Source organism: Pseudomonas sp. URMO17WK12:I6, from assembly GCF_003253625.1.
Taxonomy (GTDB): domain Bacteria; phylum Pseudomonadota; class Gammaproteobacteria; order Pseudomonadales; family Pseudomonadaceae; genus Aquipseudomonas.
Genome location: NZ_QKYZ01000012.1, coordinates 78,992 through 103,259, shown reverse-complemented (window position 1 = coordinate 103,259; position 24,268 = coordinate 78,992). Strand labels below are relative to the sequence as shown.

Here is a 24,268-nt window from a genome sequence, read left to right as displayed (position 1 = left end):
CAGCGCGGGACTTGAAATCCCGCGCGGCTCGTCGTGTTAAACGGCAACCGCCGACTCTTCGAGGAAGTCCTGAGCGAAACGCTGCAACACGCCGCCGGCCTCGTAGATCGACACTTCTTCGGCGGTGTCGAGGCGGCAGGTCACCGGCACTTCGACGCGTTCACCGTTCTTGCGGTTGATCACCAGCGTCAGCGTCGCGCGCGGGGTGCGATCGCCGATCACGTCATAGGTTTCGCTGCCATCTATCCCTAAGGTTTTACGATTGGTGCCCGGCAGGAACTCCAGCGGCAACACGCCCATGCCCACCAGGTTGGTGCGGTGAATGCGCTCGAAACCTTCGGCGGCAATCGCTTCCACCCCCGCCAGACGCACGCCTTTGGCCGCCCAGTCCCGGGACGAACCCTGGCCATAGTCGGCGCCGGCAATGATGATCAGCGGCTGCTTGCGCTCCATGTAGGTTTCGATGGCTTCCCACATGCGCATCACTTTGCCTTCCGGCTCCACGCGGGCAAGAGAACCCTGCTTGACCTTGCCGTTTTCCTGCACCATTTCATTGAACAGTTTCGGGTTGGCGAAGGTTGCGCGCTGCGCGGTCAAGTGGTCGCCGCGGTGCGTGGCGTAGGAGTTGAAGTCCTCTTCCGGCAGGCCCATTTTCGCCAGGTACTCACCCGCTGCGCTGTCGAGCATGATCGCGTTCGAAGGCGACAGGTGATCGGTGGTGATGTTGTCCGGCAGCACCGCCAGCGGGCGCATGCCCTTGAGCGGACGCGCGCCGGCCAGCGCGCCTTCCCAGTACGGCGGACGACGGATGTAGGTGCTCATCTCGCGCCAGTCGTACAGCGGCGTGACTTTCGGGCCAGTGTCTTCGTGGATGGCGAACATCGGAATGTACACTTGGCGGAACTGCTCCGGCTTGACCGAGGCCTTGACCACCGCGTCGATTTCTTCGTCGCTCGGCCAGATGTCTTTCAGCCGAATTTCCTTGCCATCGACCACGCCCAGTACATCTTTTTCGATGTCGAAACGGATGGTGCCGGCGATGGCATAAGCCACCACCAATGGCGGCGATGCGAGGAACGCCTGCTTGGCGTACGGGTGAATCCGCCCGTCGAAGTTGCGGTTGCCAGAGAGTACGGCGGTGGCATACAGGTCGCGGTCGATGATCTCTTGCTGGATCACCGGATCCAGCGCGCCGGACATGCCATTGCAGGTGGTGCAGGCGAAGGCCACGACGCCGAAACCGAGTTGCTCCAGCTCTTTGGTCAGGCCGGCTTCATCCAGATACAGCGCCACGGTTTTCGAACCGGGTGCCAGGGACGACTTGACCCATGGCTTGCGGGTCAGCCCAAGCTGGTTGGCATTGCGCGCCAGCAGGCCGGCGGCAATGACGTTGCGCGGGTTACTGGTGTTGGTGCAACTGGTGATGGCGGCGATGATCACCGCGCCGTCCGGCATCTGGCCGGGCACGTCTTCCCACTGGCCGGAGATGCCTTTGGCGGCCAGATCCGAGGTCGCGACACGCGCATGCGGATTGCTCGGGCCGGCCATGTTGCGCACCACCGAGGACAGGTCGAAGCTCAACCCGCGCTCGTATTGCGCGCCTTTGAGGCTATCGGCCCACAGGCCGGTCTGTTTGGCGTAGCTCTCGACCAGTTGCACTTGCTCGTCTTCACGGCCGGTGAGTTTCAGGTAGTCGATGGTCTGCTGGTCGATGTAGAACATTGCAGCAGTGGCGCCGTATTCCGGGGCCATGTTGGAGATGGTCGCGCGGTCGCCGAGGGTGAGGTTTGACGCGCCTTCACCAAAGAACTCCAGCCATGCGCCAACGACTTTTTGTTTGCGCAGGTATTCGGTCAGCGCCAGCACCATGTCGGTGGCGGTGATGCCCGGTTGCAGCTTGCCGGTAAGCTCGACGCCAACGCTTTCCGGCAAACGCATCCACGACGCGCGGCCGAGCATCACGCTTTCCGCTTCCAGACCGCCGACGCCGATGGCGATCACACCCAGTGCATCGACATGTGGGGTATGACTGTCGGTGCCGACGCAGGTATCAGGGAAAGCCACGCCGTCGCGCACCTGGATCACCGGCGACATTTTCTCCAGGTTGATCTGGTGCATGATCCCGTTGCCCGGCGGGATCACGTCGACGTTCTTGAAGGCTTTCTTGGTCCAGTTGATGAAGTGGAAACGATCTTCGTTGCGACGGTCTTCGATGGCGCGGTTCTTTTCGAAGGCCTCGGGATCGAAGCCGCCACGCTCGACGGCCAGGGAATGGTCGACGATCAATTGCGTCGGCACCACCGGGTTCACTTGCGCCGGGTCGCCGCCTTGCAGGGCAATGGCATCGCGCAAGCCGGCAAGGTCCACCAGGGCGGTCTGGCCGAGAATGTCGTGGCACACCACGCGGGCCGGAAACCATGGGAAGTCGAGGTCGCGTTTGCGCTCGATCAGTTGTTTCAGGGAATCGGTGAGCGTGGCCGGGTCACAGCGACGCACGAGGTTTTCCGCCAGCACGCGGGAGGTGTACGGCAGGGTGTCGTAGGCGCCTGGCGCAATGGCATCGACCGCCGCACGGACGTCGAAATAATCCAGAGAGCTGCCGGGCAGCGGTTTGCGGAATTCAGTATTCATCGTCAGGACTCGGTCACGGTAATTTCAATAGGTGGGCGCCTGGCACCGGGCCGAACCCCGACCTGCAGGGTTCCCGGTTTCGTCAGTAACCAGTACCGGCGCCCTCCCCGGTCAGCGTTGTTCGATTGGCACGAACTTGCGCTGTTCGACGCCGACGTACTCGGCGCTCGGGCGGATGATGCGGTTGTTGGCACGTTGCTCGAACACGTGGGCCGCCCAGCCGGTCAGGCGCGAGCAGACGAAGATCGGTGTGAATAACTTGGTCGGGATGCCCATGAAGTGGTACGTCGAGGCGTGGTAGAAGTCAGCGTTCGGGAACAGTTTCTTCTGTTCCCACATGGTTGCGTCGATGGCTTCTGAAACCGGGAACAACACCGTGTCGCCCACTTCGTCGGCGAGTTTTTTCGACCAGCCCTTGATCACCTCATTGCGCGGATCGTTGTCCTTATAGATCGCGTGGCCGAAGCCCATGATCTTGTCCTTGCGTGCCAGCATGCCGAGGGTGCCCTCGACCGCCTCTTCCGGCGAGCTGAAGCGCTCGATCATTTCCATCGCCGCTTCGTTGGCCCCGCCGTGCAGCGGGCCGCGCAGGGAACCGATGGCAGCTGTGATGCAGGAATACAGATCCGACAGCGTCGAGGCACACACCCGGGCGGTGAAGGTCGAGGCGTTGAATTCGTGTTCCGCGTAGAGGATCAGCGAAACGTTCATCACCTTGACGTGCAATTCGCTCGGTTTCTTGTCATGCAACAGGTGCAGGAAATGGCCGCCGATGCAGGCTTCGTCGGTCACGCAGTTGATGCGCTTGCCGTCGTGGCTGAAGCGATACCAGTAGCACATGATCGCCGGGAACGCGGCCAGCAGGCGGTCGGTTTTGTCGTGCTGCTCGGAGAAGTCTTTCTCCGGCTCGATGTTGCCCAGGAACGAGCAACCGGTGCGCATCACATCCATTGGATGGGCGTCGGCGGGGATGCGCTCCAGCACTTCTTTCAGCGCTTGCGGCAGGTCGCGCAGCTTGCTTAGTTTCTCGGTATAGCCGGCCAGTTGTAACTGGGTCGGCAGTTCGCCGTACAGCAGCAGGTAAGCCACTTCTTCGAACTGTGCGTCAGCCGCCAATTCGCGCACGTCGTAACCGCGATAGGTCAGGCCGGCACCCGACTGGCCCACGGTGGACAGTGCGGTTTGCCCGGCAACCTGGCCACGGAGCCCGGCGCCACTGAGTACTTTTGCTTCGGCCATTGCTGTCTCCAATCTTGAATTTGTTAGGGAATCGGCAAGTTGTGGGGGATTGCGCCTTACTTCTTCGCCGCAAACAACGCATCGAGCTTCTGCTCGAACGTGTGGTAATCGATGCGATCGTAAAGCTCCATGCGCGTCTGCATGGTGTCGATGACGTTCTGTTGCGTGCCGTCGCGGCGGATCGCGGTGTAGACGTTTTCGGCAGCCTTGTTCATCGCGCGGAACGCCGACAGCGGGTACAACACCAGCGACACATCGGCACCGGCGAGCTGCTCGGTGGTGTACAGCGGTGTCGCGCCGAACTCGGTGATGTTGGCCAGGATCGGCGCTTTCACGCGGCTGGCGAACAGTTTGTACATCTCAAGTTCAGTGATGGCCTCCGGAAAGATCATGTCGGCGCCTGCCTCGATGCACGCGGCGGCGCGATCCAGTGCAGACTCCAGACCTTCCACCGCCAGGGCATCGGTGCGGGCCATGATCACGAAGCTGTCGTCGGTGCGCGCATCAACAGCGGCTTTGATGCGGTCGACCATTTCCTGCTGCGAGACGATCTCTTTATTAGGACGATGACCGCAACGCTTGGCGCCGACCTGGTCTTCGATGTGAATTGCCGCCGCGCCGAACTTGATCATCGACTTGACGGTACGGGCGACATTGAACGCCGAGGAACCGAAACCGGTGTCCACGTCCACCAGCAGCGGCAGGTCGCAAACGTCGGTGATGCGGCGCACGTCGGTCAGCACGTCATCCAGGCCGGTAATGCCCAGGTCAGGCACGCCGAGGGAGCCGGCAGCCACCCCGCCCCCCGACAGGTAGATAGCCTTGAAACCGGCGCGCTTGGCCAACAGCGCGTGGTTGGCGTTGATCGTGCCGACCACTTGCAGCGGATGCTCGCTGGCGACCGCATCGCGGAAACGCTGGCCTGGAGTGCTCTTGTTGGAACTCATGACTCACCTCGTTCAGTGGCTGTCGGGTTAGCGCCGTCCTGGTAGTGACGGGCGATATTGCGTTTGGAGGCGCCGATGTGACGGCGCATCAACAACTCGGCCAGTTCACCGTCACGGTCGGCGATGGCATCGAGAATTCGGTGGTGCTCGGCAAACGCCTGGCGTGGCCGATTGGGCGTGGTGGAAAACTGGATGCGGTACATGCGCACCAGTTGATAGAGCTCGCCGCAGAGCATCTGGGTCAGGGTGCGGTTGCCGCTGCCCTGGATGATCCGGTAATGAAAGTCGAAATCGCCTTCCTGCTGGTAATAGCCGACGCCCGCCTGAAACGCCGCATCACGCTCGTGGGTTTCCAACACCCGGCGCAGTTCGTCGATTTCTTCAACGGTCATGCGTTCAGCCGCCAGACGGCACGCCATGCCTTCCAGGGATTCGCGGATTTCGTAGAGTTCCAGCAATTCGGCGTGACTCAACGACACCACCCGCGCCCCGACGTGCGGCACGCGAACCAGCAGGCGCTGGCCTTCCAGTCGGTGGATCGCCTCACGCAACGGCCCGCGGCTGATGCCGTAGGTGCGCGCCAGCTCCGGCTCGGAGATCTTGCTGCCCGGGGCGATCTCACCCTTGACGATGGCCGCCTGAATGCGTCGGAAGACGTTTTCGGAAAGTGTTTCCGAGTCGTCCTGAACCGTGACCGGGGGATCGAGTTGATCCAGCATATTGTCGACACCTTTAAAAGCAATGCCGCAAAAACTAGCGAATAAGGCCAGTTACGTCAAAGGATAAATAGACATTGTCGACAATCGTCTAATAACCGCTTGCACCATAAAGAAGCAGCACCCCCGGTTACAGCCGTCCGCCAGCGCTGGCGCCATAAAACCACCGTGCTAGAATGCCGCCCGCATTTGCTTGTCATCTGCATTGCCTGTCATAAAAAAAGGATAGGCATACGAGGGAGCTTGTGCAGCAATGCCAGGGCCTTGAATTGAAGAACGGACCGCTGCGCATCAGGATTTATGAGACTCAAGCTCTTCACCACATTTCTTTGTCTTCTTGGCCTGTCAGGTTTTGCCGCGGCAGGGGAAAAGACTGTGTACGGCCTCAATGAGTACGCGTCGCTGGATGGCATCAACCTGGAAGTTGCCGCCAAACTCGACACCGGGGCGAAAACCGCCTCGCTGAGCGCCCGCGACATCAAACGTTTCAAACGCAATGGCGAATCCTGGGTGCGCTTCTATCTGGCCATCGACGCCGCACATTCGCACCCGATTGAACGACCGCTGGCCCGTGTCAGCAAGATCAAGCGCCGGGCCGGTGACTACGACCCGGAAGAAGGCAAGAAGTACACCGCCCGTCCGGTCATCGAGCTGGATATCTGCATGGGGTCGGCTTTACGCAGTATTGAAGTGAACCTGACCGACCGCAGCGCCTTCCAATACCCGCTCTTGATCGGCTCCGAGGCACTCAAGCGTTTCGATGCGCTGGTCGATCCAAGTCTTAAATACGCTGCTGGCAAACCTGCCTGCGCCACCGACGCACATACCGCAGAGTAATTCCAATGCGCTCTCTTACCCTCCATCTGAAATTGCTGATCGCCATCCTGGTGGTGCTGGGCATTTCAGTTACGGCCTATCAGATTTTCGTGCTCGGTATTCCGGTGACTGAAGATGCCACCGATGACTTGTGGAACATCGACGCCAAGGTCGAGTTCGTCGCCAACGCCAAAGACCCGATCAAGATCCAGATGTTCGTGCCGCCGCTGAGCCGCGACTACGTGAGCCTTAACGAGAGTTTCATTTCCAATAACTACGGTGTGGCAGTGAACCGTGTCGACGGCAACCGCAAGGTCACCTGGTCGGCACGTCGGGCCAAGGGCAACCAGACCCTTTATTACCGCCTGGTGCTGACCAAGCGCTACACCGGCGAAAAATCCAAGGTCAAAGGGGCGACCTTCCGCGACAGCATCGCCGTCGAAGGCCCGGAAAAAATCGCCGCCGAAGCCTTGCTCGCGCCGATCCGCCAGCATTCGGCCGACGTCGAAACTTTCATTGGCGAAGCCATCAAACGTGTCAACAACCTCAACGACGACAACGTGAAACTGCTGCTGGCCGGCGATACGTCCACCGCGAACAAAGCCAAAATCGTCGAGCTGGTTCTGTCCATCGCCCACGTGCCGGTGGAAAAGGTCCACACCATCCGCCTGGTGGCCGATCAGCCGCAAACGCCTGAACTCTGGTTGCGCAGTTTCAACGGCACCGACTGGCTGTACTTCAACCCGGAAACCGGCGAACAGGGCCTGCCCACCGACCGCTTGCTGTGGTGGACCGGCGATGAAAACCTGATCACCGTCGATGGCGGCAAGAAAGCCAACGTCACCTTCAGTCTGAACAACAGCGAAATGAACGCCATTCGCCTGGCCAAGCTGACCGACGAGAACTCCGACGCCAATTTCCTCGACTACTCGCTGTACGGCCTGCCGCTGCAAACCCAGCAGACCTTCATGATCATGGTGATGATCCCGATCGGCGTGCTGGTGATCCTGATCCTGCGCAACCTGATCGGCATCCAGACACTCGGCACCTTTACCCCGGTGCTGATCGCCCTGGCCTTCCGGGAAACCCAGCTCGGCTTCGGCATCGTGCTGTTTACCATCATCACGGCGCTGGGGCTGTCGCTGCGTTCCTACCTTGAGCACTTGAAACTGCAAATGCTGCCGAGATTGTCGGTGGTGCTGACCTTCGTGGTGGTGCTGATCGCGGCGATCAGCCTGTTCAGCCACAAACTCGGCCTGGAGCGCGGGTTGTCGGTGGCGCTGTTCCCGATGGTGATTCTGACCATGACCATCGAACGCCTGTCGATCACCTGGGAAGAGCGCGGTGGCGGCCATGCCATGAAAGTGGCGATCGGCACGCTGTTCGCCGCCTCCCTGGCGCACCTGATCATGAGCGTGCCGGAGCTGGTGTACTTCGTGTTCACCTTCCCGGCGGTCCTGCTGATTCTGGTGGCTTTCATGCTGGCCATGGGTCGCTATCGCGGTTACCGCCTGACCGAACTGGTGCGTTTCAAGGCTTTCCTGAAGGAGGCTGACGCCTGATGTTCGGTCTCTGGAAGACCTGGAAAGCCCTGGAGGCCCGGGGCATCATGGGGATCAATCGGCGCAACGCCGACTACGTGCTCAAGTACAACAAGCGCAGCCTGTACCCGATCGTCGATGACAAGATCATCACCAAGGAACGCGCCATCGCCGCCGGCATCCACGTGCCGGAGCTGTACGGCGTGATCTCCACCGAGAAGGAAATCGATAACCTCAAGGAGATCATCGGCGGGCGCACCGACTTCGTGATCAAACCGGCCCAGGGCGCCGGCGGCGACGGCATCATTGTGGTTGCCGACCGGTTCGAGGGGCGCTATCGCACAGTGTCCGGCAAGATCATTGACCATGAGGAACTCGAGCACCATATCTCGAGCATCCTCACCGGTCTGTATTCCCTGGGCGGGCACCGCGACCGTGCGCTGATCGAATACCGCGTGACTCCGGACCAGATCTTCAAAAGCATCAGCTATGAAGGTGTGCCGGATATCCGCATCATCGTGCTGATGGGTTATCCGGTGATGGCCATGCTGCGCCTGCCGACCCGCCAGTCCGGCGGCAAGGCCAACCTGCACCAGGGCGCCATCGGCGTCGGTGTCGACCTGGCCACTGGCCTGACATTGCGCGGCACCTGGCTGAACAACATCATCAACAAACACCCGGACACCACCAACGCGGTAGACGGCGTGCAACTGCCCTACTGGGACGGTTTCATGAAACTGGCCGCCGGCTGTTACGAGTTGTGCGGGCTGGGCTACATCGGCGTCGACATGGTGCTTGACCAGGAGAAAGGGCCGCTGATTCTTGAGCTCAATGCCCGGCCTGGGTTGAACATTCAGATCGCCAACGATTGCGGCCTGACGTCCCGTACCCACGCGGTCGAGGCGCGACTCGAAGAGCTGAAGGCGCGCGGGATCACCGAAACGGCGCAGGAACGTGTGGCGTTCGTTCAGGAACTGTTTGGGCATATTCCGACGATTGAGGGCTGACCCCTCTGGCTCTTTGTGGCGAGGGAGCTTGCTCCCGCTTGACTGCGCAGCAGTCATAAAACGGCATCCTCGGTTTCTCTGAAAACCGAGGGGCTGATTTCTTTGGGCCTGCTTCGCAGTCCGCCGGGAGCAAGCTCCCTCGCCACAGGCAAACTTCCCTCGCCGCAGATGTATCTCTTGCCGACATCCCCTCTAGGAGCAAATCCTGCAGAGGACTACAATCGCTCCCCCGCCTCGTTGGCTGATCTGCCCCGCCCATGTTGACCTGTTCTGTACACCCGCTGCCCTATCGCGCCAACCCTGCCGAGTACTTCGCGGCGATTCGTCATGCCCCCGGTGCCGTGCTGCTCGACAGCGGCCGGCCGAGTGCCGAACGTGGGCGTTTTGACCTGCTCAGCGCCTGGCCGCTGGAGCAACTGGCCGTGTTGCCGGATGAAAGCGGCAGCCATTTCCTGCAACGCCTTCGCAAGAACCTTACACGGCTCGGTGAAGCAACCGTCCTTGACGACTTGCCCTTCGCCGGCGGCCTGATCGGCTACCTGAGCTACGACTTCGGCCGGCATCTGGAAAACCTGCCGAGCCAGGCGCGGGACGATCTGCAATTGCCCGACGCACGCTTCGGGCTGTATGACTGGGCACTGATCAGCGATCACCATCTGGCTACCAGTCAACTGGTGTTCCACCCGACGCTGATCGACAGCGAACGACAACGGCTGATCGAACTGTTCACTCAGCCCACCACCGAGAATATCCAGCCATTCAAACTGGACGGCCCGATGAGTGCTGACCTGAGCGCCGACGACTATCGGCAAGCCTTCGAACGCATTCAGCAGTACATCCAGGCTGGCGACTGCTATCAGGTCAACTTCGCCCAGCGCTTTCGCGCCCAATGCCAAGGCGATCCGTGGGCGGCCTATTGCGCGCTGCGGGCGGCTTGCCCGACACCGTTTTCCGGCTTCCAGAGCCTGCCCGACGGCGACGCGGTGCTAAGCCTGTCGCCGGAGCGCTTTGTCAAAGTCAGCGAGCGCCACGTCGAAACCCGCCCGATCAAAGGCACCCGCCCCCGCGGGCTGACCGCTGCCGAAGATGCGGCGAACGCCGCCGAACTGCTGGCCAGCCCCAAGGACCGCGCGGAAAACCTGATGATCGTCGACTTGCTGCGCAACGATCTGGGTCGTACCTGCCGCATCGGTTCGGTACGGGTGCCGGAGCTGTTCAGCCTGGAAAGCTATCCGAACGTGCATCACCTGGTGAGCAGCGTTACCGGCGAACTGGCGGATGACAAGGACGCGCTGGATTTGATCGCCGGCAGCTTCCCCGGCGGCTCGATTACCGGCGCGCCAAAAATTCGCGCCATGCAGATCATCGATGAACTGGAACCGACCCGTCGCGGGTTGTATTGCGGTTCATTGCTGTATCTGGACGTGCGCGGGGAGATGGACAGCTCCATCGCCATTCGCAGTTTGTTGGTCAAGGATGGGCAGGTGTGCTGCTGGGGCGGCGGGGGGATCGTCGCGGATTCGGATTGGCAGGCGGAGTATCAGGAATCGATTACCAAGGTGAAGGTGCTGCTCGAAACGTTGCAGAACCTCTGATATCGCACTTTTATGTGGCGAGGGAGCTTGCTCCCGCTGGGCCGGGCTGGCGCTCCAGTGCGAAGCGCCCCCCAAACCAGACACCGCATATCGACAGATATAACGCATGCGACTGCTGCGCAGCCGAGCAGGAGCAAGCTCCCTCGCCACAGATCGGGTTTACAGGCTCAGATTACGGTTCGAAGCCTTGATAAATTCCTGCTTCAACTCGGCAAAGCTGTGCACCGCCGGGAACTGCGGGAACTCGCGAATCACATTGTCCGGCGCATGGAACAGAATCCCGGCATCCGCCTCGCCCAGCATCGTCGTGTCGTTGTAGGAATCCCCCGCCGCGATCACTCGGTAATAGAGGCTCTTGAACGCCAAAACCGACTGACGCTTGGGATCTTTCTGACGCAGCTGATAGCCCGTGACCCGACCGGCATCGTCAGTAATCAGACGATGGCAAAGTAACGTAGGGAAGCCCAATTGACGCATCAGCGGTTGGGAAAATTCGTAAAAGGTGTCCGACAGAATCACCACCTGAAAGCGCTCACGCAGCCAGTCGACAAATTCACTGGCGCCTTCCAGAGGCTTGAGCGTAGCGATCACTTCCTGAATGTCGGAGAGCTTCAGGCCATGCTCGTCGAGAATCCGCAGGCGCTGCTTCATCAACACGTCGTAGTCGGGAATGTCCCGAGTGGTGGCCCGGAGGGACTCGATCCCGGTTTTTTCGGCAAAGGCGATCCAGATTTCCGGGACCAGCACACCTTCAAGATCCAGACAGGCAATTTCCACAAGACACTCCCATTAGTATTATTTATGAGTCGAGCGAGCAAAAGGACTGCCGAACTCTAGCGACTCGCCCCCCTCCGTGCAACGCAGAGGACGCGCCAGCCACCGCAGGATTTTGTTACCATCGACGCATATAGAGCGCCCAGCGCCACCGACCTGTAGGAAGCCGCCCTGATGAGCCCATCGTTCGATGTCGTGGAACTCGCCACGACCTATGCCAACAAATCCGCCCAGGACATCCTGAAACTCGCGTTCGCCGAGTTCGGCGATGACCTGTGGATATCTTTCAGCGGCGCCGAGGATGTGGTGCTGGTGGACATGGCCTGGAAGCTGAACAAGAACGTCAAAGTGTTCAGCCTCGACACCGGCCGCTTGCATCCCGAGACCTACCGCTTCATCGAGCAGGTGCGCGAGCACTACAAGATCGATATCGAAGTGGTGTCGCCGGACTACAGCAAGCTCGAACCTTTCGTGAAGGAAAAAGGCCTGTTCAGTTTCTACAAGGATGGCCATGGCGAGTGCTGCGGCATTCGCAAGATCGAGCCGCTGCGTCGCAAACTGTCTGGCGTGACCGCCTGGGCCACCGGCCAGCGTCGGGACCAGAGCCCGGGCACCCGCAGCGCCGTCGCGGTACTGGAAATCGACACCGCGTTTTCCACCCCGGAACGTACCCTGTACAAGTTCAACCCGTTGGCACAGATGACCAGCGAAGAGATCTGGGGTTACATCCGCATGCTGGAGCTGCCGTACAACAGCCTGCATGAACGCGGATTCATCAGCATTGGTTGCGAGCCTTGCACCCGTCCGGTGCTGCCGAACCAGCATGAGCGCGAAGGTCGTTGGTGGTGGGAAGAAGCCACGCAGAAAGAATGCGGGCTGCATGCCGGGAACATCATCAGCAAGTCCAAAGCTTAAAAGATCGCAGCCCGTAGCAGCTCCTGCAGGAGCTGGCGAAGCCTGTGATGGTTTTACTTTAAAAAAGTGTACACAGAAATGTCACCATAAGTGCCATATCTGTGTGCACTTTTAGTTTCAGTGCCCCAGAAAGTTACATTCCCCTGTCCTGACTTCCTCAGTCGAACACTCCGACAAAACCCTGCCCAAAATAAATACCTGTTCAATCGGTCAATTTATATCGTCTTTTTTTCAACTACTTATCTTCAATCAATAACAAAACGAAATTAGCCTTAAATTTTATAGATCACCGACTGGCACACATTTGGCTTAAGTGAACACATGTTTTGTATACAATAAATACAAAAACATACACACACTTTAGATCCGCAAGCCTGAAGCGCCCTATCCCGTACAGGCTGCAGATGCCCCGTAACCAATGATGCTCTCCCACCCGCGACGAAGATTTGTCGAGCCCACGCTCATGCACAGTCATCGCGGCAACGAGCTTCAGGAGCCTGCCGGAATGCGTACTAGCCTCCCCAATAACAATATTGCGCTGGATCTGCCCTCTCCTCTTTCTACCTCCGTGATTCACGACCAAACGTTTCAACCACCCGTCGTGCTCAGCCCCCGCCTGCATAACAAGGACCTCGCGCCGACCAAGGCCGAAGGTCGGCGCTGGGGCCGTTACAGCATCTTTGCCCTGTGGACAAACGATGTGCACAACATTGCCAACTACTCCTTTGCCATTGGCTTGTATGCACTGGGCCTGAGCGGCTGGCAGATTCTACTGTCCTTGGGAATCGGTGCTGCGCTGGTGTATTGCTTCATGAACCTTTCCGGTTACATGGGCCAGAAAACCGGGGTGCCGTTTCCGGTGATCAGCCGGATCAGTTTCGGCATCCATGGGGCGCAGATTCCTGCATTGATTCGCGCCGTTATCGCCATTGCCTGGTTCGGAATTCAGACGTACCTGGCGTCAGTGGTCTTTCGCGTATTGCTGACGGCGGTGCATCCCGGACTCGCCGATTACGACCACAATTCGATACTCGGACTGTCGAGCCTGGGCTGGGTGTGTTTCGTGGCGATCTGGTTCGTGCAGTTGGCGATTCTGGCCTATGGCATGGAAATGGTGCGACGCTACGAGGCGTTTGCCGGCCCGGTGATTTTGTTGACCGTCGCCGCCCTCGCCGGCTGGATGTACTTCCAGGCCAACGCCACCATCGCCTGGTCGATTCGTGAACCGCTGAGTGGCGGTGAGATGTGGCGCAATATCTTTGCCGGCGGCGCCTTGTGGCTGTCGATCTACGGCACGCTAATCCTCAATTTCTGCGACTTCGCCCGCTCTTCTCCCTGCCGCAAGACCATCCGGGTCGGAAATTTCTGGGGCCTGCCCGTCAACATTCTGGTATTCGCCGGGATCACCGTCCTGCTGTGCGGTGCGCAATTTCAGATCAACGGCCGGATCATCGAAAGCCCGACCGAGATTATCGCGTCGATTCCCAATACCTTCTTTCTGGTACTCGGTTGCCTGGCGTTCCTGATTGTCACCGTGGCAGTGAACATCATGGCCAACTTCGTCGCCCCGGCCTTTGTCCTGAGCAATCTGGCGCCCAAATACCTGACCTTCCGCCGCGCCGGGCTGATCAGCGCGACCATCGCGGTGCTGATCCTGCCGTGGAACCTCTACAACAGCCCGCTGGTGATCGTGTACTTCCTGTCTGGCCTCGGCGCCCTGCTCGGCCCGTTGTACGGGGTGATCATGGTCGACTACTGGCAGGTACGAAAAGGCCGGATCAACGTGCCGCAGTTGTACAGCGAAGATCCCGATGGCGATTATTACTACAGCCGTGGGGTTAATTTGCGCGCCGTAGCGGCGTTCATTCCGGCAGCCTTGATCGCCATTGTCCTGGCCCTGGTGCCAGGTTTCGACAGTGTCTCGCCATTCTCCTGGCTGATTGGCGCCGGGATTGCAGGGATGCTCTACCTGATCATCGCCAAACGGCAGCCTTACTACGCCGATGTCAGCGGTGAAGCCATCGCGGTCGATAATGTCAGCCATTAATCCTCTTGGCGGCCCGGTGACATCGGGCCGCAAACCACTCGCTATAAGGACCTCCCATGCGAATTCTCGTGGTCAACGTCAACACCACCGAATCCATTACCCAGGCCATCGCCCGTCAAGCACAGTCCGTGGCCGCGCCCGGCACGGAAATCATTGGCCTGACCCCGCATTTCGGCGCCGACTCCATTGAAGGCAATTTCGAAAGCTACCTGGCCGCCATCGCCGTGATGGACCGGGTCATGTCCTACGATCAGCCCTTCGATGCGGTAATCCAGGCCGGCTACGGCGAGCACGGCCGCGAAGGTTTGCAGGAGTTGCTCAACGTGCCGGTGGTGGACATCACCGATGCCGGCGCCAGCACCGCGATGTTCCTCGGCCATGCCTATTCGGTGGTCACCACCCTCGACCGCACCGTGCCGCTGATCGAGGATCGCCTCAAACTCTCCGGGCTCTGGGATCGTTGTGCGTCGGTGCGGGCCAGTGGGTTGGCGGTGCTGGAGCTGGAGTCCGATCCAGAGCGCGCGCTGGAGGCGATCGTCCGCCAGGCGGAACTGGCGGTGAGCGAGGACAAGGCCGAGGTGATTTGCCTGGGCTGTGGCGGCATGGCCGGGCTGGATGAACAGATTCGTCAGCGCACCGGCGTACCGGTGGTGGATGGCGTGACGGCGGCGGTGACCATTGCCGAATCACTGGTGCGGTTGGGGTTGTCGACGTCGAAAGTACGGACGTATGCGACGCCGCGGCCGAAGAACATTATGGGTTGGCCGGGACGGTTTGGGCGGTAGACCGCGAAGGCCTCACCTCGGTCCCAAGCCGGGCTCAAACTGCACTGAACCGCTGCCCCAACCCCTGCTCGGCAAACTGTTCAATGATGAAGTCGACAAACGCCCGGGTCTTGCCCGGCAGCAGTTTGTGCTCGGCGTAATAGATGGAGATATTGCCATCGTCGACGTACCAGTCGGGCAACACCCGCTGCAAGGTCCCGGTGTCCAGATAGCCCACGGCGAACGGCAGGCTCACCAATGCAATGCCCAAATCCTGGGTCGCCGCCGCGCAGGCCGCTTCCGAATCGCTCATGGTCATTCGCGCCTTGAGCGTCAGCGGGCTGTATTGCCGGTTGCGACAGGTCAACTGCCAGGAACGCACGCGCCCCGTCTGCGGCGACCGTATCAGGATGCCATCGTGGTGCTGGAGGTCGTCGGGCTCGATGATCGCTTCGTGCCCCGCCAAGTACCCGGCTGAAGCCACCAACACTCGATGGGCGGGCGTCAGCTTGCGCGCCACCACGCCCTGGGGCAGTTCGAATCCACCGCCAATCGCCGCATCGAACCCCTGGCCGATCAGGTCGACCTGACGGTTGTCGAAATGCCAGTCAGGGTTGATCGCCGGAAAGCGCCGCAAAAACTCTCCGAGCAACGGCACGATGTACAAGCGCCCGAACACCGTGCCCATGCTGACCTTCAGCGTTCCCGCCGGACGTCCTTCGGCGCTGGCCAGGTTGGCCACGGCATTCTGGATCGTGTGCAAGCTGGCGCTGACTTCGCCGAGAAACAGCTGACCGGCCTCGGTCAGCGTCAGGCTACGCGTGCTGCGCTGGAACAGCCGCACACCAAGTCGCGCCTCCAGCTTGGCGACGCTCTTGCCCACCGCAGCAGGCGTCAGGCTCAAGCGTCGCGCAGCCTCGGCGAAGCTGCCGACCTCAGCGCTGCGCACGAAGCATTCGATACTGCTGAAGGTTTCCATAAGCGCCACTATAAACTTCTGGTTTACACAGACTATAGCAATCACGGTCTACCCGCCGGGTAATGCGAAGCCGATACTCGACTCCGACAACAAGGCAGCCTGCCTTGAACTTCTGGAGATCGACATGACCACTCAACACCTCAGCGGTAAAGTAGCTCTGATTCAAGGCGGTTCACGCGGTATCGGTGCTGCCATCGTCAAACGCCTGGCCGCAGAAGGCGCAGCCGTCGCCTTCACCTATGTCAGCTCTACCGCCAAAGCCGAAGACCTGCAAAACAGCATCATCTCCGCCGGCGGCAAAGCCCTGGCCATCAAGGCCGACAGCGCCGATGCCGTTGCTATTCGCAATGCCGTCAACGCCACCGTCGAGACCTTCGGCCGCCTGGACATCCTGGTCAACAACGCAGGCGTTCTGGCCGTCGCACCGCTGGAGGACTTCAAACTCGAAGACTTCGACCAGACCCTGGCCATCAACGTACGAAGTGTGTTCATCGCCACCCAGGAAGCCGCCCGCCACATGACCGAAGGCGGTCGCATCATCAACATCGGCAGCACCAATGCCGAGCGCATGCCTTTCGCCGGCGGTGGCCCGTACGCCATGAGCAAATCGGCGCTGGTCGGCCTGACCAAAGGCCTGGCTCGCGACCTCGGCCCACGGGGCATCACCATCAACAACGTGCAACCAGGCCCGGTCGACACTGACATGAACCCCGCCAGCGGCGACTTCGCTGATAGCCTGATCCCGCTGATGGCTGTGGGTCGTTACGGCAACGTGGAAGAAATCGCTAGCTTCGTCGCTTATCTCGCAGGCCCCGAAGCTGGCTACATCACCGGTGCCAGCCTGACCATCGATGGTGGTTTCGGCGCCTGATACACCGCTCGACTGAAACAAAAACGCCGGCAATCAATTGCCGGCGTTCTTTTGTGTCAGGGATTATCGAATGGTCAGTTCCATTCAAGCGCCGGCAAGCCACATGTACCGGGTTTGAACGCCTTCAACGTACGAAGAATGCCATCGGCGTGTGCGTACTTTTCGTCGGCCATCGCCGCATCCGGGACCGCAATCGCCGTCATTCCTGCCGCTTTGGCTGCAGTGACGCCGAACGGCGAATCCTCGAATACCAGGCAATCCCGGGGCGCAACCCCAAGACGTCGCGCCGCCGTCAGGAAAATATCCGGCGCCGGTTTCGCCGCCCCAACTTCCGGGTCGTCAGCGGTGACAATGAAGTCAAACAGCGCGAACCAGTCGCGGTGCAAAGTGGTTTTCTGACCAAACGACTGACGCGAAGAGCTGGTGCCCACCGCGATAGGAATGTTGTTGGCTTTCAAGTGCCGAACCAGTTCCTCTGCTCCGGGCATCGCCAGCGCCGTCGGAAAACGCTCGCGCATCAAGGGCTCGCGGATCACCAGAAACTCTTCGGCGGTGATCGGCAAGTCCAGCGCCTCGACCACATAGCGCGCCAGATCACCCGCGCCACGGCCGATGATGTTCTGTTTGACGCTCCAGTCGAAGGTCCGCCCATAGCGCTCGGCAATGATGGACGTGACCTCGGTGTAAATGCCCTCGGTGTCCAGCAGCAAACCGTCCATATCGAAAATCACGGCCTTGATCGGACCGAACTCATCCAAGGGTGCACTCATCGCATCTGATCCGTTTTCTCATGACATCCCAGGACGGCTCAGGTACGGCCGGATCCGTGATGGATTAAAGGGTTCAGCAGCATAGCGAGCGCAATTGGTCGAGGGCAACGGGCAATGCCTGGCGGATACAAAATCCTCTGCCGAGGGCGCCGTGATGATTTAGCGATTTCCCCTACACCAAACACCTCCTTTCCCGACTTCTTTCCTTTTTGATCCCCCGCAAAGTCTCTCGCTCCACATTGATCAGCGCGAGGGATTGCGAATGTTCGAACCTGACAAGGTCCTGGCCTTGAACAACGCCATCGGTCTGCTGGTGGTCGCCGCCATGAACCCCAAACAGCCGGACATCAAAGCGCTGCTCGGTGATTTCCGACTCTGCCTCAACGACTACGAAGCCTGGGCGGAAAACTTCTGGACCGGTGGCGCGCTGAACGTCGAGCAAGTGTTCAAGGTCGGCAACGAAGTCCGGCTCAGCGCACCGAAGGACTCCACCGCGCCTGTCAGTTCAACACTCGCCATGTGCCCGGCCAGCGGTCCGTTGACCCTGGTGCATATGTTTGAAGCCGCGCGTTTCGTGCCGATCGGCGATACGCCGGTGATGCTCGAACCGGTTATCTCCCAGCACAACGGTGAGCTGACGTTCGGTGAGCCCGTCCACGCAACCATCGGCCCCAGCGGCATTCTCGAAATCCCCGAATGCTGGCGCGGCAATCGCTATCGCATCACCTTCTTTCCCAATGTCACCACTGAACACGTCAAAGCGCTCTACGCCTCCTATCAGGGCGTGATCGGCGAGCTGGAAAGCTGGTTGCGCAACGAATGGAGGAGCGAATTCGAGCCTTTATGGGCAGCTTTTTCCAAAGCTGGTTTCACTCAACGCTACGGCCTGCTGCAACAGGCTGACTGGCACAGTTTCGAGCGTTCGCTGCACGGCTTGTGGGATGACGTGAAGCAGGTCTACGCACTGGTGGCGGACCTGCAAGGTAGCAGCGAAAAACTCCTTGAGTACCTGACACAAGGCGAGCTTGAGACGCTGCTGAACGCTTCGGCTGAAACCATTGCCAATGTGTTGCTGATGTTGAGCGATGAGCCGTTGATGTTCATCCATCTCGCCGCCTTCACCAGTTGGCTGAGGATGTTGCCGCCGCAGTACATCGCCGAAGTCGTGGCACAAGTTCGTACGGAAATATTAATCAGCTTCCTGCTGGTGCGTCTCACAGGTCCTACGGGCCTGAAGCTCGGCATGAGCGCCAAAGTGCTGGACAAGATCAAGTCCCATCGGGCTCGACAATGGTTGGCGACTGCCAGTTTGCGACTGGCCGAACTGACGGCCAAATCCGACCTGACAGCCCACGCTGGCGTCCTCAAACCGCTTGTGGTCAGTGCGCGCAATGCACCGCTGAAACCTGCACCGACGATTCCACTGCAGATCAGCGCCGGCAACTCACCGGTTGTGCAGGTGAACAATCCACTCGCCATTGCCCGCGACAAGTCAGCTGCCAAGACCCGGCTAGGCCGCCACGAACCCCACGACGATGCACCGAATCAAGCGAAAAATCCCAATGGCGACAGCACCGATTGCGCGGCACTGACCTGCACCAACGGCTGTCCTGTGTCGATGGTCAGCGGCGAAGAACTGCTGACCCTCACCGACGGTGCGCTGGACGGGCTGCTGCCGTTTGCCTTCACCCGGTTGTACCGCACCAGCGCGGTGGAGATCGATTGCGGGCTGGGCTGGGGCTGGAGCCATTCGCTGGCGCAGCGGTTGGAGCTGGGCGTTGAACAGGTCGTCTGGATCGACCATGAAAACCGTCGCACCACGTTCCCGCTGCCGAGCAACGAACGCCCGGCGATCCACAACAGCCTGTCGCGCGCGGCGATTTACCTCGGTGATAACCCCGAGGAACTGATCCTCGCGCTGGCCGGCGAGACGAGTCGGTTCTACCACTTTCACAACGGTCGACTAACGGCGATCAGTGACGCCTACAACAACCGCCTGCGCATCACCCGCGACCGACAGGAGCGTATTCAACGCCTCGACAACGGTGCCGGTCGTTCGCTGCTGTTGTGCTACGAGCGCAGGCACCTCATCGCCGTCGAATACCAGTCGTTTCACCCCAGCGATGACTTGGGTGAAGCCTGGCGTACTGAGCAAACACTGGCTTTCTACCGCTATGACGCCCGCCAGCGCTTGATCGAAGCGATCAATGCTGCTGGGGAAAGCGAGCGTTACGACTACGACGACCAGCACGTAATTTTGCAGCGACAACTGGCCGGTGGCGCGAGTTTCTTCTGGGAGTGGGAACGGTCTGGCAAGTCGGCGCGCTGCGTGCGGCATTGGGCGTCGTTTGCGCAGATGGACACGCGCTATGTCTGGGATGACCAGGGCAGTGTCACCGTCCGGAACATCGACGGCAGCGAAGAGGTTTACGTCCACGACGACCGGGCGCGGCTGGTGCGCCGGGTCGGGCTGGATGGCGGTGAGCAGCTCAAAAGCTACGACGACAGCGGGCGGTTGATTGCCGAGCAGGATCCGTTGGGGGCCGTCACCGAATACCGTTACGACGACGTCAGACGGCTGGTGACACTGATTCCACCGCAGGACGAACCGACGGCCTACGAGTATCGCAACGGTTTCCTGCATGCGCGCTATCGCGGTCAGGCGGTGTGGAAATACCAGCGCAATGCCCAGGGCGATGTCACCGAGGCGACCGATCCCGACGGTCAGGTCACCCATTACCACTACGACCCTCAGGGCCGGTTGCTGTCGGTCCGCTACCCGGACACCAGTCGCCATGTCTTTGTCTGGAATGCCTTGGGCCAGTTGCTCGAAGAGACCTTGCCGGACGGTGGGCAGCGGCGCTTTTCCTACGATGCGCTGGGACGGCAGACGACTCATCAGGACGAACACGGTGCGCTCACCCAGTACCAATGGGACGCCATTGGCCGACTGGTCCAGACAACATTCCCTACCGGTGCCACCCGCGGGTTCAGCTACAACGCCTACGGCAAGATCACCGCCGAACGCGATGAACTGGGCCGCATCACCCGCTATGAATACGTCGACGACCTGCACCTGGTCAGCCGCCGGATCAATCCCGACGGCACCCAGCTCAAGTACCGCTATGACAATGCGCAGCTGCTGCTCACGGAAATCGAGAACGAATCCGGCGAACACTATCGGCTGGACTACACGCCCAGCGGCCTGATCCGACAGGAAACCGGCTTCGACGGCCGTCGTACCGCGTACGCCTACGATCTCAATGGTCATCTACAGGAGAAAACCGAGTTCGGTGATGACGGCTCGCAGCTGATCACGGGCTATCAACGGGACTGGGCCGGGCGCTTGCTGGTCAAGACCTTGCCCGACGGCATCCAGGTCGAATATCGCTACGACTTGTTGGGCCGGCTGACCCGCGTCGACGACGGCCACGATCATCCGCTGGAATTCGAATACGACCGGCAGGACCGCCTGATCACCGAGCACCAAGGCTGGGGCACGCTGCGTTATGCCTACGATGCCTGCGGCCAGCTCAACCGCCTGCGCCTGCCGGACGGCAGCAAACTCGATTACCACCATGCCAAGGGCGGTGCGCTGACGGCCATCGACCTCAACGGCGCACGACTGACCTCGCATACGTTCCTCGCCGGTCGCGAACAAAACCGTCAACAAGGCCTGCTGCTCAGTGAATATGCCTACGACGAACAGGGCCGTCTGAAGGCCCACGCTGTCGGCCAGCACCAACATCCGCTCTACCGCCGCGACTATGCCTACAGCCTCAATGGCAACCTCGACAGCATCGCCGACACCCGCCATGGCCAGCGCAGCTATCAGTACGACCCGCTCAATCGACTGATCCGCGTGCGCCACTCCCGCGACCAACAGCCGGAAAGCTACGCCCACGACCCGGCCGGCAACCTGCTGATGCAGGACCGCCCCGGCCCGACGTCCGTCAAAGGCAATCGCCTGTTGATGCAGGGCGATCGCCACTTCGACTACGACACCTTCGGCAACCTGATCCGCGAGCGCCGTGGCACCGGGCAGAAACTGGTCACCGAATACCGGTACGACTGCCAGCATCGGCTGGTCGGCGTCACTACGCCGGACGGTCGTTGTTCAAGTTATCGCTACGACGCCTTCGGCCGCCGCATCGCCAAAACCGTCGACGGCAAAACCATCGAGTTTTTCTGGCAAGGCGACCACCTCGTCGCCGAACACAGCCAGGACCACCATCGCAGCTACGTCTACGAACCCGGCACCTTCCGCCCGCTGGCCATGCTCGACGGCAAAGGCCCGCGTAAGGCTTGTCCCTTCTACTACCAGCTCGACCACCTCGGCACCCCGCAAGAACTCACGGACTACAGTGGCGACATCATCTGGGCCGCCCGATACACCGCCTATGGCCGCCTCACCCGCCTCAACCGCGACACCCACCAGGTCTTCGATCAACCGCTGCGCTTTCAAGGGCAGTATTACGACGCGGAAACCGGCCTGCATTACAACCGGCATCGCTACTACAATCCGGATATCGGCCGGTACCTGACGCCGGACCCGAGCAAGTTGGCGGGCGGATTAAACGGCTATCAGTACACGCGCAATCCAGCGGGTTGGGTTGATCCGTTGGGGTTGAGTGAGTGCCCTGGGGGGGATGGGTGTAAGAAGCCGTCGTATGGGGATGAGGATCCGGCGGGTAAGACGGGGGTTGATGAGGGGGATGCTCAACTTCCCTTATATACGGAGGAAAAATATTTATATCGTGGAGATAGCCGCCATCCAGATGAAATTTTTTACCAGGGTTTTAAAACCAAGGGTGACAGCAATGATTTGCTACTTCACTCACTTGACAGTAATAAACCACCGAGCAATTTTGTTAGCACTTCTCCAAAAAGAGATGTAGGAATTGATTTCGCAACAAAGTTCAATATGAGAAATGGTTTTTTGTACACTATACGAATGATTCCAGGTAGAGATCTAGTCAAGGAACTTGGAAAAAAATACAAATTTAGTAATGAAAGGGAGGTAGCAATCCAAGGTGGAGTCAAAAGAGAAGATATTCTCGGCGTTACGCCTATTGGTGCTGATGGTCGCCCCACTAGTTACACCACCTTAAATCCGAACAGGAAATAGAAAGTGGACAGCGTAGAAATTGTGATAATCAAACACGGTATACGCCAGATCGCGAAGCTTTTCTGCGACTCGGAAGCACTGACTATTAATTTTGTGACGGAGGATGGATATAGCAAAACTTATGCAGGGGGAGATTTTTACGAGTGCCTTGGCAATATCAGAAAAGAGCACTGCGATGTAGTTTTCCTGTGCAAAGGAGCAAAAATAAACGTACACCCTTCCAGCATGTCCTCACAGATGTCGCTTGGAGTAAAAGCATATGAACTTACACTAGGCAAATATGCAACAAGGAATGACCTGGTAAATATTTTTGACTACGAAGAAAATAATCTTACCAACGATCCAGAGGTTCAGCGAGACTTCTTTATGCGCTGGTTTGAATCAGATATTGAAGAGGAGTAGCGGTTGAAAAAAGAGGCCAAGAGACTTTTAACTCCTGTACAAACACCAAACCCAGTTCGATGCTGGGCTCAGTGCAATGGTAAAGAATCTGACTTCAGCCACCCGAATTACCGGTTTTATCTGCACCGCCCTCAGAACCACCTGATCCTCCAGACCCACTTCCAGAACCACTCCCCATCGAACTTCCACCACTCACCGACCCGCTGCCCTTCCCCGGGTCGATGCTCCTCCCGTTGGCATCACCACCACTCCCACCACCAAGGGTGTCCGGTGGCAGCGCCTTCCCATCCGAGGTACCCGCATTCATTTCCGAGTAGGGCGGCATCCCCCCCTTATCGACCGGCGCATCGCGACCGGTAGATTCAGCAAACGCCGTCAATGAACTGATCGACAAAAAGCCGACCATCGTAAGCGCCATCCATTTTGATCTGATCATGGTGCATCTCCTTTTAAGAGTGCTTTACCTGATCTCTGGCGGTGATCGCTTTTAAAAGGTGTCGCTCAATCGACAATCTGCGATGCACCACCTCACAGGTTTCAGCTCGGTTCGCCCGAGGCGTCATCGCCGGCGATGTCCGGGTCTTCCGGGTCGGCTTCCACATTACCGCGCCTCACATCATCGGCGGGCACCTGTTCCACAGCGGTGTCGTCATCGTCGGGCGGGCGCTGGTCGCGGCGCAGCGAATTGGTGGGCGAAGGCAGCGGATATTCGGGGGTATCGTCGATATCGGAGTCTTTCGGATCAGCGTTCATAACGCACCTCTCAATGGACCTGAAAAGCAGATCCTTGCCTTTCGAGGCCAACACGACAGACACGGTTCGATCAGAGGGATTAATCGGTCGGGCCGACCGCTAAATCACTCGTCGTCTTCCTCGTCATACTCATCATTCTCCAGGTTGCCCACATCGCCTGCGTCATCGGCATCGTTGAGCGGTACCGTGGCGTCGTCCATCAGAGACCCCGGATCTTCGTTGCCAGGATCGTTGATCGGGCCTTCTTCTTCCTTGTCTTCGGTTTCCGGACTCATGGGCATGCCTCACAACGTTCAGAGTTATATAAAGTTCGAGAGGTCCTACGGCAAATCGTTCCAGCGTCCTATCGATAGAAACGAAAAACCCGGCACTC

At 59.5% G+C, this 24,268-nt stretch carries 20 protein-coding genes; 10 read left to right on the top strand and 10 right to left on the bottom strand.

Going from position 1 to position 24,268, the window contains the following annotated elements; genetic code table 11:
* Positions 1–36 precede the first annotated feature (36 nt).
* The 4 genes from acnD to F475_RS21230 all read right to left on the bottom strand — a co-directional run bounded on the left by acnD (position 37) and on the right by F475_RS21230 (position 5,536).
* Positions 37–2,631, bottom strand: a complete 2,595-nt coding sequence (gene acnD, locus F475_RS21245) for a Fe/S-dependent 2-methylisocitrate dehydratase AcnD (RefSeq protein ID WP_111454666.1) — start codon at positions 2,629–2,631, stop codon at positions 37–39.
* A gap of 111 nt (positions 2,632–2,742) precedes the next feature.
* Positions 2,743–3,870, bottom strand: coding sequence for a 2-methylcitrate synthase (prpC, locus tag F475_RS21240; RefSeq protein WP_018925251.1), 1,128 nt, complete (start codon positions 3,868–3,870; stop codon positions 2,743–2,745).
* 56 nt (positions 3,871–3,926) lie between these two features.
* The gene (gene prpB, locus F475_RS21235; protein WP_018925250.1) at positions 3,927–4,817 is read right to left on the bottom strand and encodes a methylisocitrate lyase; all 891 of its coding nucleotides are present in this window, start codon (positions 4,815–4,817) and stop codon (positions 3,927–3,929) included.
* The gene (locus F475_RS21230) at positions 4,814–5,536 is read right to left on the bottom strand and encodes a GntR family transcriptional regulator (protein ID WP_007902102.1); all 723 of its coding nucleotides are present in this window, start codon (positions 5,534–5,536) and stop codon (positions 4,814–4,816) included. Before F475_RS21230 ends, prpB begins: the two co-directional genes overlap by 4 nt.
* A 297-nt stretch (positions 5,537–5,833) precedes the next feature.
* Here F475_RS21230 and F475_RS21225 point away from each other — a divergent pair, with 297 nt between their 5' ends.
* The 4 genes from F475_RS21225 (at position 5,834) to pabB (ending at position 10,492) form a co-directional block, all read left to right on the top strand.
* The gene (locus tag F475_RS21225; RefSeq protein ID WP_019579744.1) at positions 5,834–6,370 is read left to right on the top strand and encodes an ATP-dependent zinc protease; all 537 of its coding nucleotides are present in this window, start codon (positions 5,834–5,836) and stop codon (positions 6,368–6,370) included.
* Between the two features lie 5 nt (positions 6,371–6,375).
* Positions 6,376–7,911 carry an inactive transglutaminase family protein gene (locus F475_RS21220; protein WP_018925249.1) on the top strand — a complete coding sequence of 512 codons (1,536 nt, stop codon included), beginning with the start codon at positions 6,376–6,378 and terminating at the stop codon, positions 7,909–7,911.
* Positions 7,911–8,897 (top strand): alpha-L-glutamate ligase-like protein, encoded by a 987-nt coding sequence (locus F475_RS21215; protein ID WP_018925248.1) that lies wholly within the window; start codon positions 7,911–7,913, stop codon positions 8,895–8,897. Before F475_RS21220 ends, F475_RS21215 begins: the two co-directional genes overlap by 1 nt.
* A 257-nt stretch (positions 8,898–9,154) precedes the next feature.
* Positions 9,155–10,492, top strand: a complete 1,338-nt coding sequence (gene pabB, locus F475_RS21210) for an aminodeoxychorismate synthase component I (RefSeq protein WP_111454665.1) — start codon at positions 9,155–9,157, stop codon at positions 10,490–10,492.
* Between the two features lie 159 nt (positions 10,493–10,651).
* Here pabB and thrH read toward each other — a convergent pair whose 3' ends face one another.
* Positions 10,652–11,269, bottom strand: a complete 618-nt coding sequence (gene thrH, locus F475_RS21205; RefSeq protein WP_007942165.1) for a bifunctional phosphoserine phosphatase/homoserine phosphotransferase ThrH — start codon at positions 11,267–11,269, stop codon at positions 10,652–10,654.
* Positions 11,270–11,440: 171 nt separating this feature from the next.
* Between thrH and F475_RS21200 the strand changes: the two genes are divergently transcribed.
* From F475_RS21200 to F475_RS21190, 3 genes are all read left to right on the top strand, one after another.
* Positions 11,441–12,181: a phosphoadenylyl-sulfate reductase gene (locus F475_RS21200; RefSeq protein ID WP_007942164.1), complete on the top strand. Its 741-nt coding sequence runs from the start codon at positions 11,441–11,443 to the stop codon at positions 12,179–12,181.
* A gap of 505 nt (positions 12,182–12,686) precedes the next feature.
* The gene (locus F475_RS21195) at positions 12,687–14,228 is read left to right on the top strand and encodes an NCS1 family nucleobase:cation symporter-1 (protein ID WP_019648251.1); all 1,542 of its coding nucleotides are present in this window, start codon (positions 12,687–12,689) and stop codon (positions 14,226–14,228) included.
* Positions 14,229–14,284: 56 nt separating this feature from the next.
* Positions 14,285–15,013: an aspartate/glutamate racemase family protein gene (locus F475_RS21190; protein WP_111454664.1), complete on the top strand. Its 729-nt coding sequence runs from the start codon at positions 14,285–14,287 to the stop codon at positions 15,011–15,013.
* Positions 15,014–15,047: 34 nt separating this feature from the next.
* Here the strand turns inward: F475_RS21190 and F475_RS21185 are convergent, their stop codons facing one another.
* A complete protein-coding gene (locus F475_RS21185) occupies positions 15,048–15,971 on the bottom strand; it encodes a LysR family transcriptional regulator (RefSeq protein WP_111454663.1) in 924 nt (307 codons plus the stop codon).
* Between the two features lie 124 nt (positions 15,972–16,095).
* Here F475_RS21185 and F475_RS21180 point away from each other — a divergent pair, with 124 nt between their 5' ends.
* Positions 16,096–16,842 carry a 3-oxoacyl-ACP reductase family protein gene (locus tag F475_RS21180; RefSeq protein ID WP_111454662.1) on the top strand — a complete coding sequence of 249 codons (747 nt, stop codon included), beginning with the start codon at positions 16,096–16,098 and terminating at the stop codon, positions 16,840–16,842.
* Positions 16,843–16,916: 74 nt separating this feature from the next.
* Here the strand turns inward: F475_RS21180 and F475_RS21175 are convergent, their stop codons facing one another.
* Positions 16,917–17,612: an HAD-IA family hydrolase gene (locus F475_RS21175; protein WP_111454661.1), complete on the bottom strand. Its 696-nt coding sequence runs from the start codon at positions 17,610–17,612 to the stop codon at positions 16,917–16,919.
* 262 nt (positions 17,613–17,874) lie between these two features.
* On the opposite strand from F475_RS21175, the gene F475_RS31165 reads away from it, so the two are divergent.
* The gene (locus F475_RS31165; protein ID WP_111454660.1) at positions 17,875–22,740 is read left to right on the top strand and encodes an RHS repeat-associated core domain-containing protein; all 4,866 of its coding nucleotides are present in this window, start codon (positions 17,875–17,877) and stop codon (positions 22,738–22,740) included.
* Between the two features lie 3 nt (positions 22,741–22,743).
* On the top strand, positions 22,744–23,142 hold the full coding sequence (locus F475_RS21165) for a hypothetical protein (RefSeq protein WP_111454659.1): 399 nt from the start codon (positions 22,744–22,746) through the stop codon (positions 23,140–23,142).
* A 94-nt stretch (positions 23,143–23,236) separates the two neighbouring features.
* On the opposite strand, the gene F475_RS30260 is transcribed toward F475_RS21165, so the two are convergent.
* From F475_RS30260 to F475_RS30515, 3 genes are all read right to left on the bottom strand, one after another.
* A complete protein-coding gene (locus F475_RS30260) occupies positions 23,237–23,578 on the bottom strand; it encodes a hypothetical protein (protein ID WP_146602948.1) in 342 nt (113 codons plus the stop codon).
* 101 nt (positions 23,579–23,679) lie between these two features.
* Positions 23,680–23,895, bottom strand: a complete 216-nt coding sequence (locus tag F475_RS21160; protein WP_018925239.1) for a hypothetical protein — start codon at positions 23,893–23,895, stop codon at positions 23,680–23,682.
* Between the two features lie 104 nt (positions 23,896–23,999).
* The gene (locus F475_RS30515) at positions 24,000–24,170 is read right to left on the bottom strand and encodes a hypothetical protein (RefSeq protein WP_018925238.1); all 171 of its coding nucleotides are present in this window, start codon (positions 24,168–24,170) and stop codon (positions 24,000–24,002) included.
* Positions 24,171–24,268: the final 98 nt, after the last annotated feature.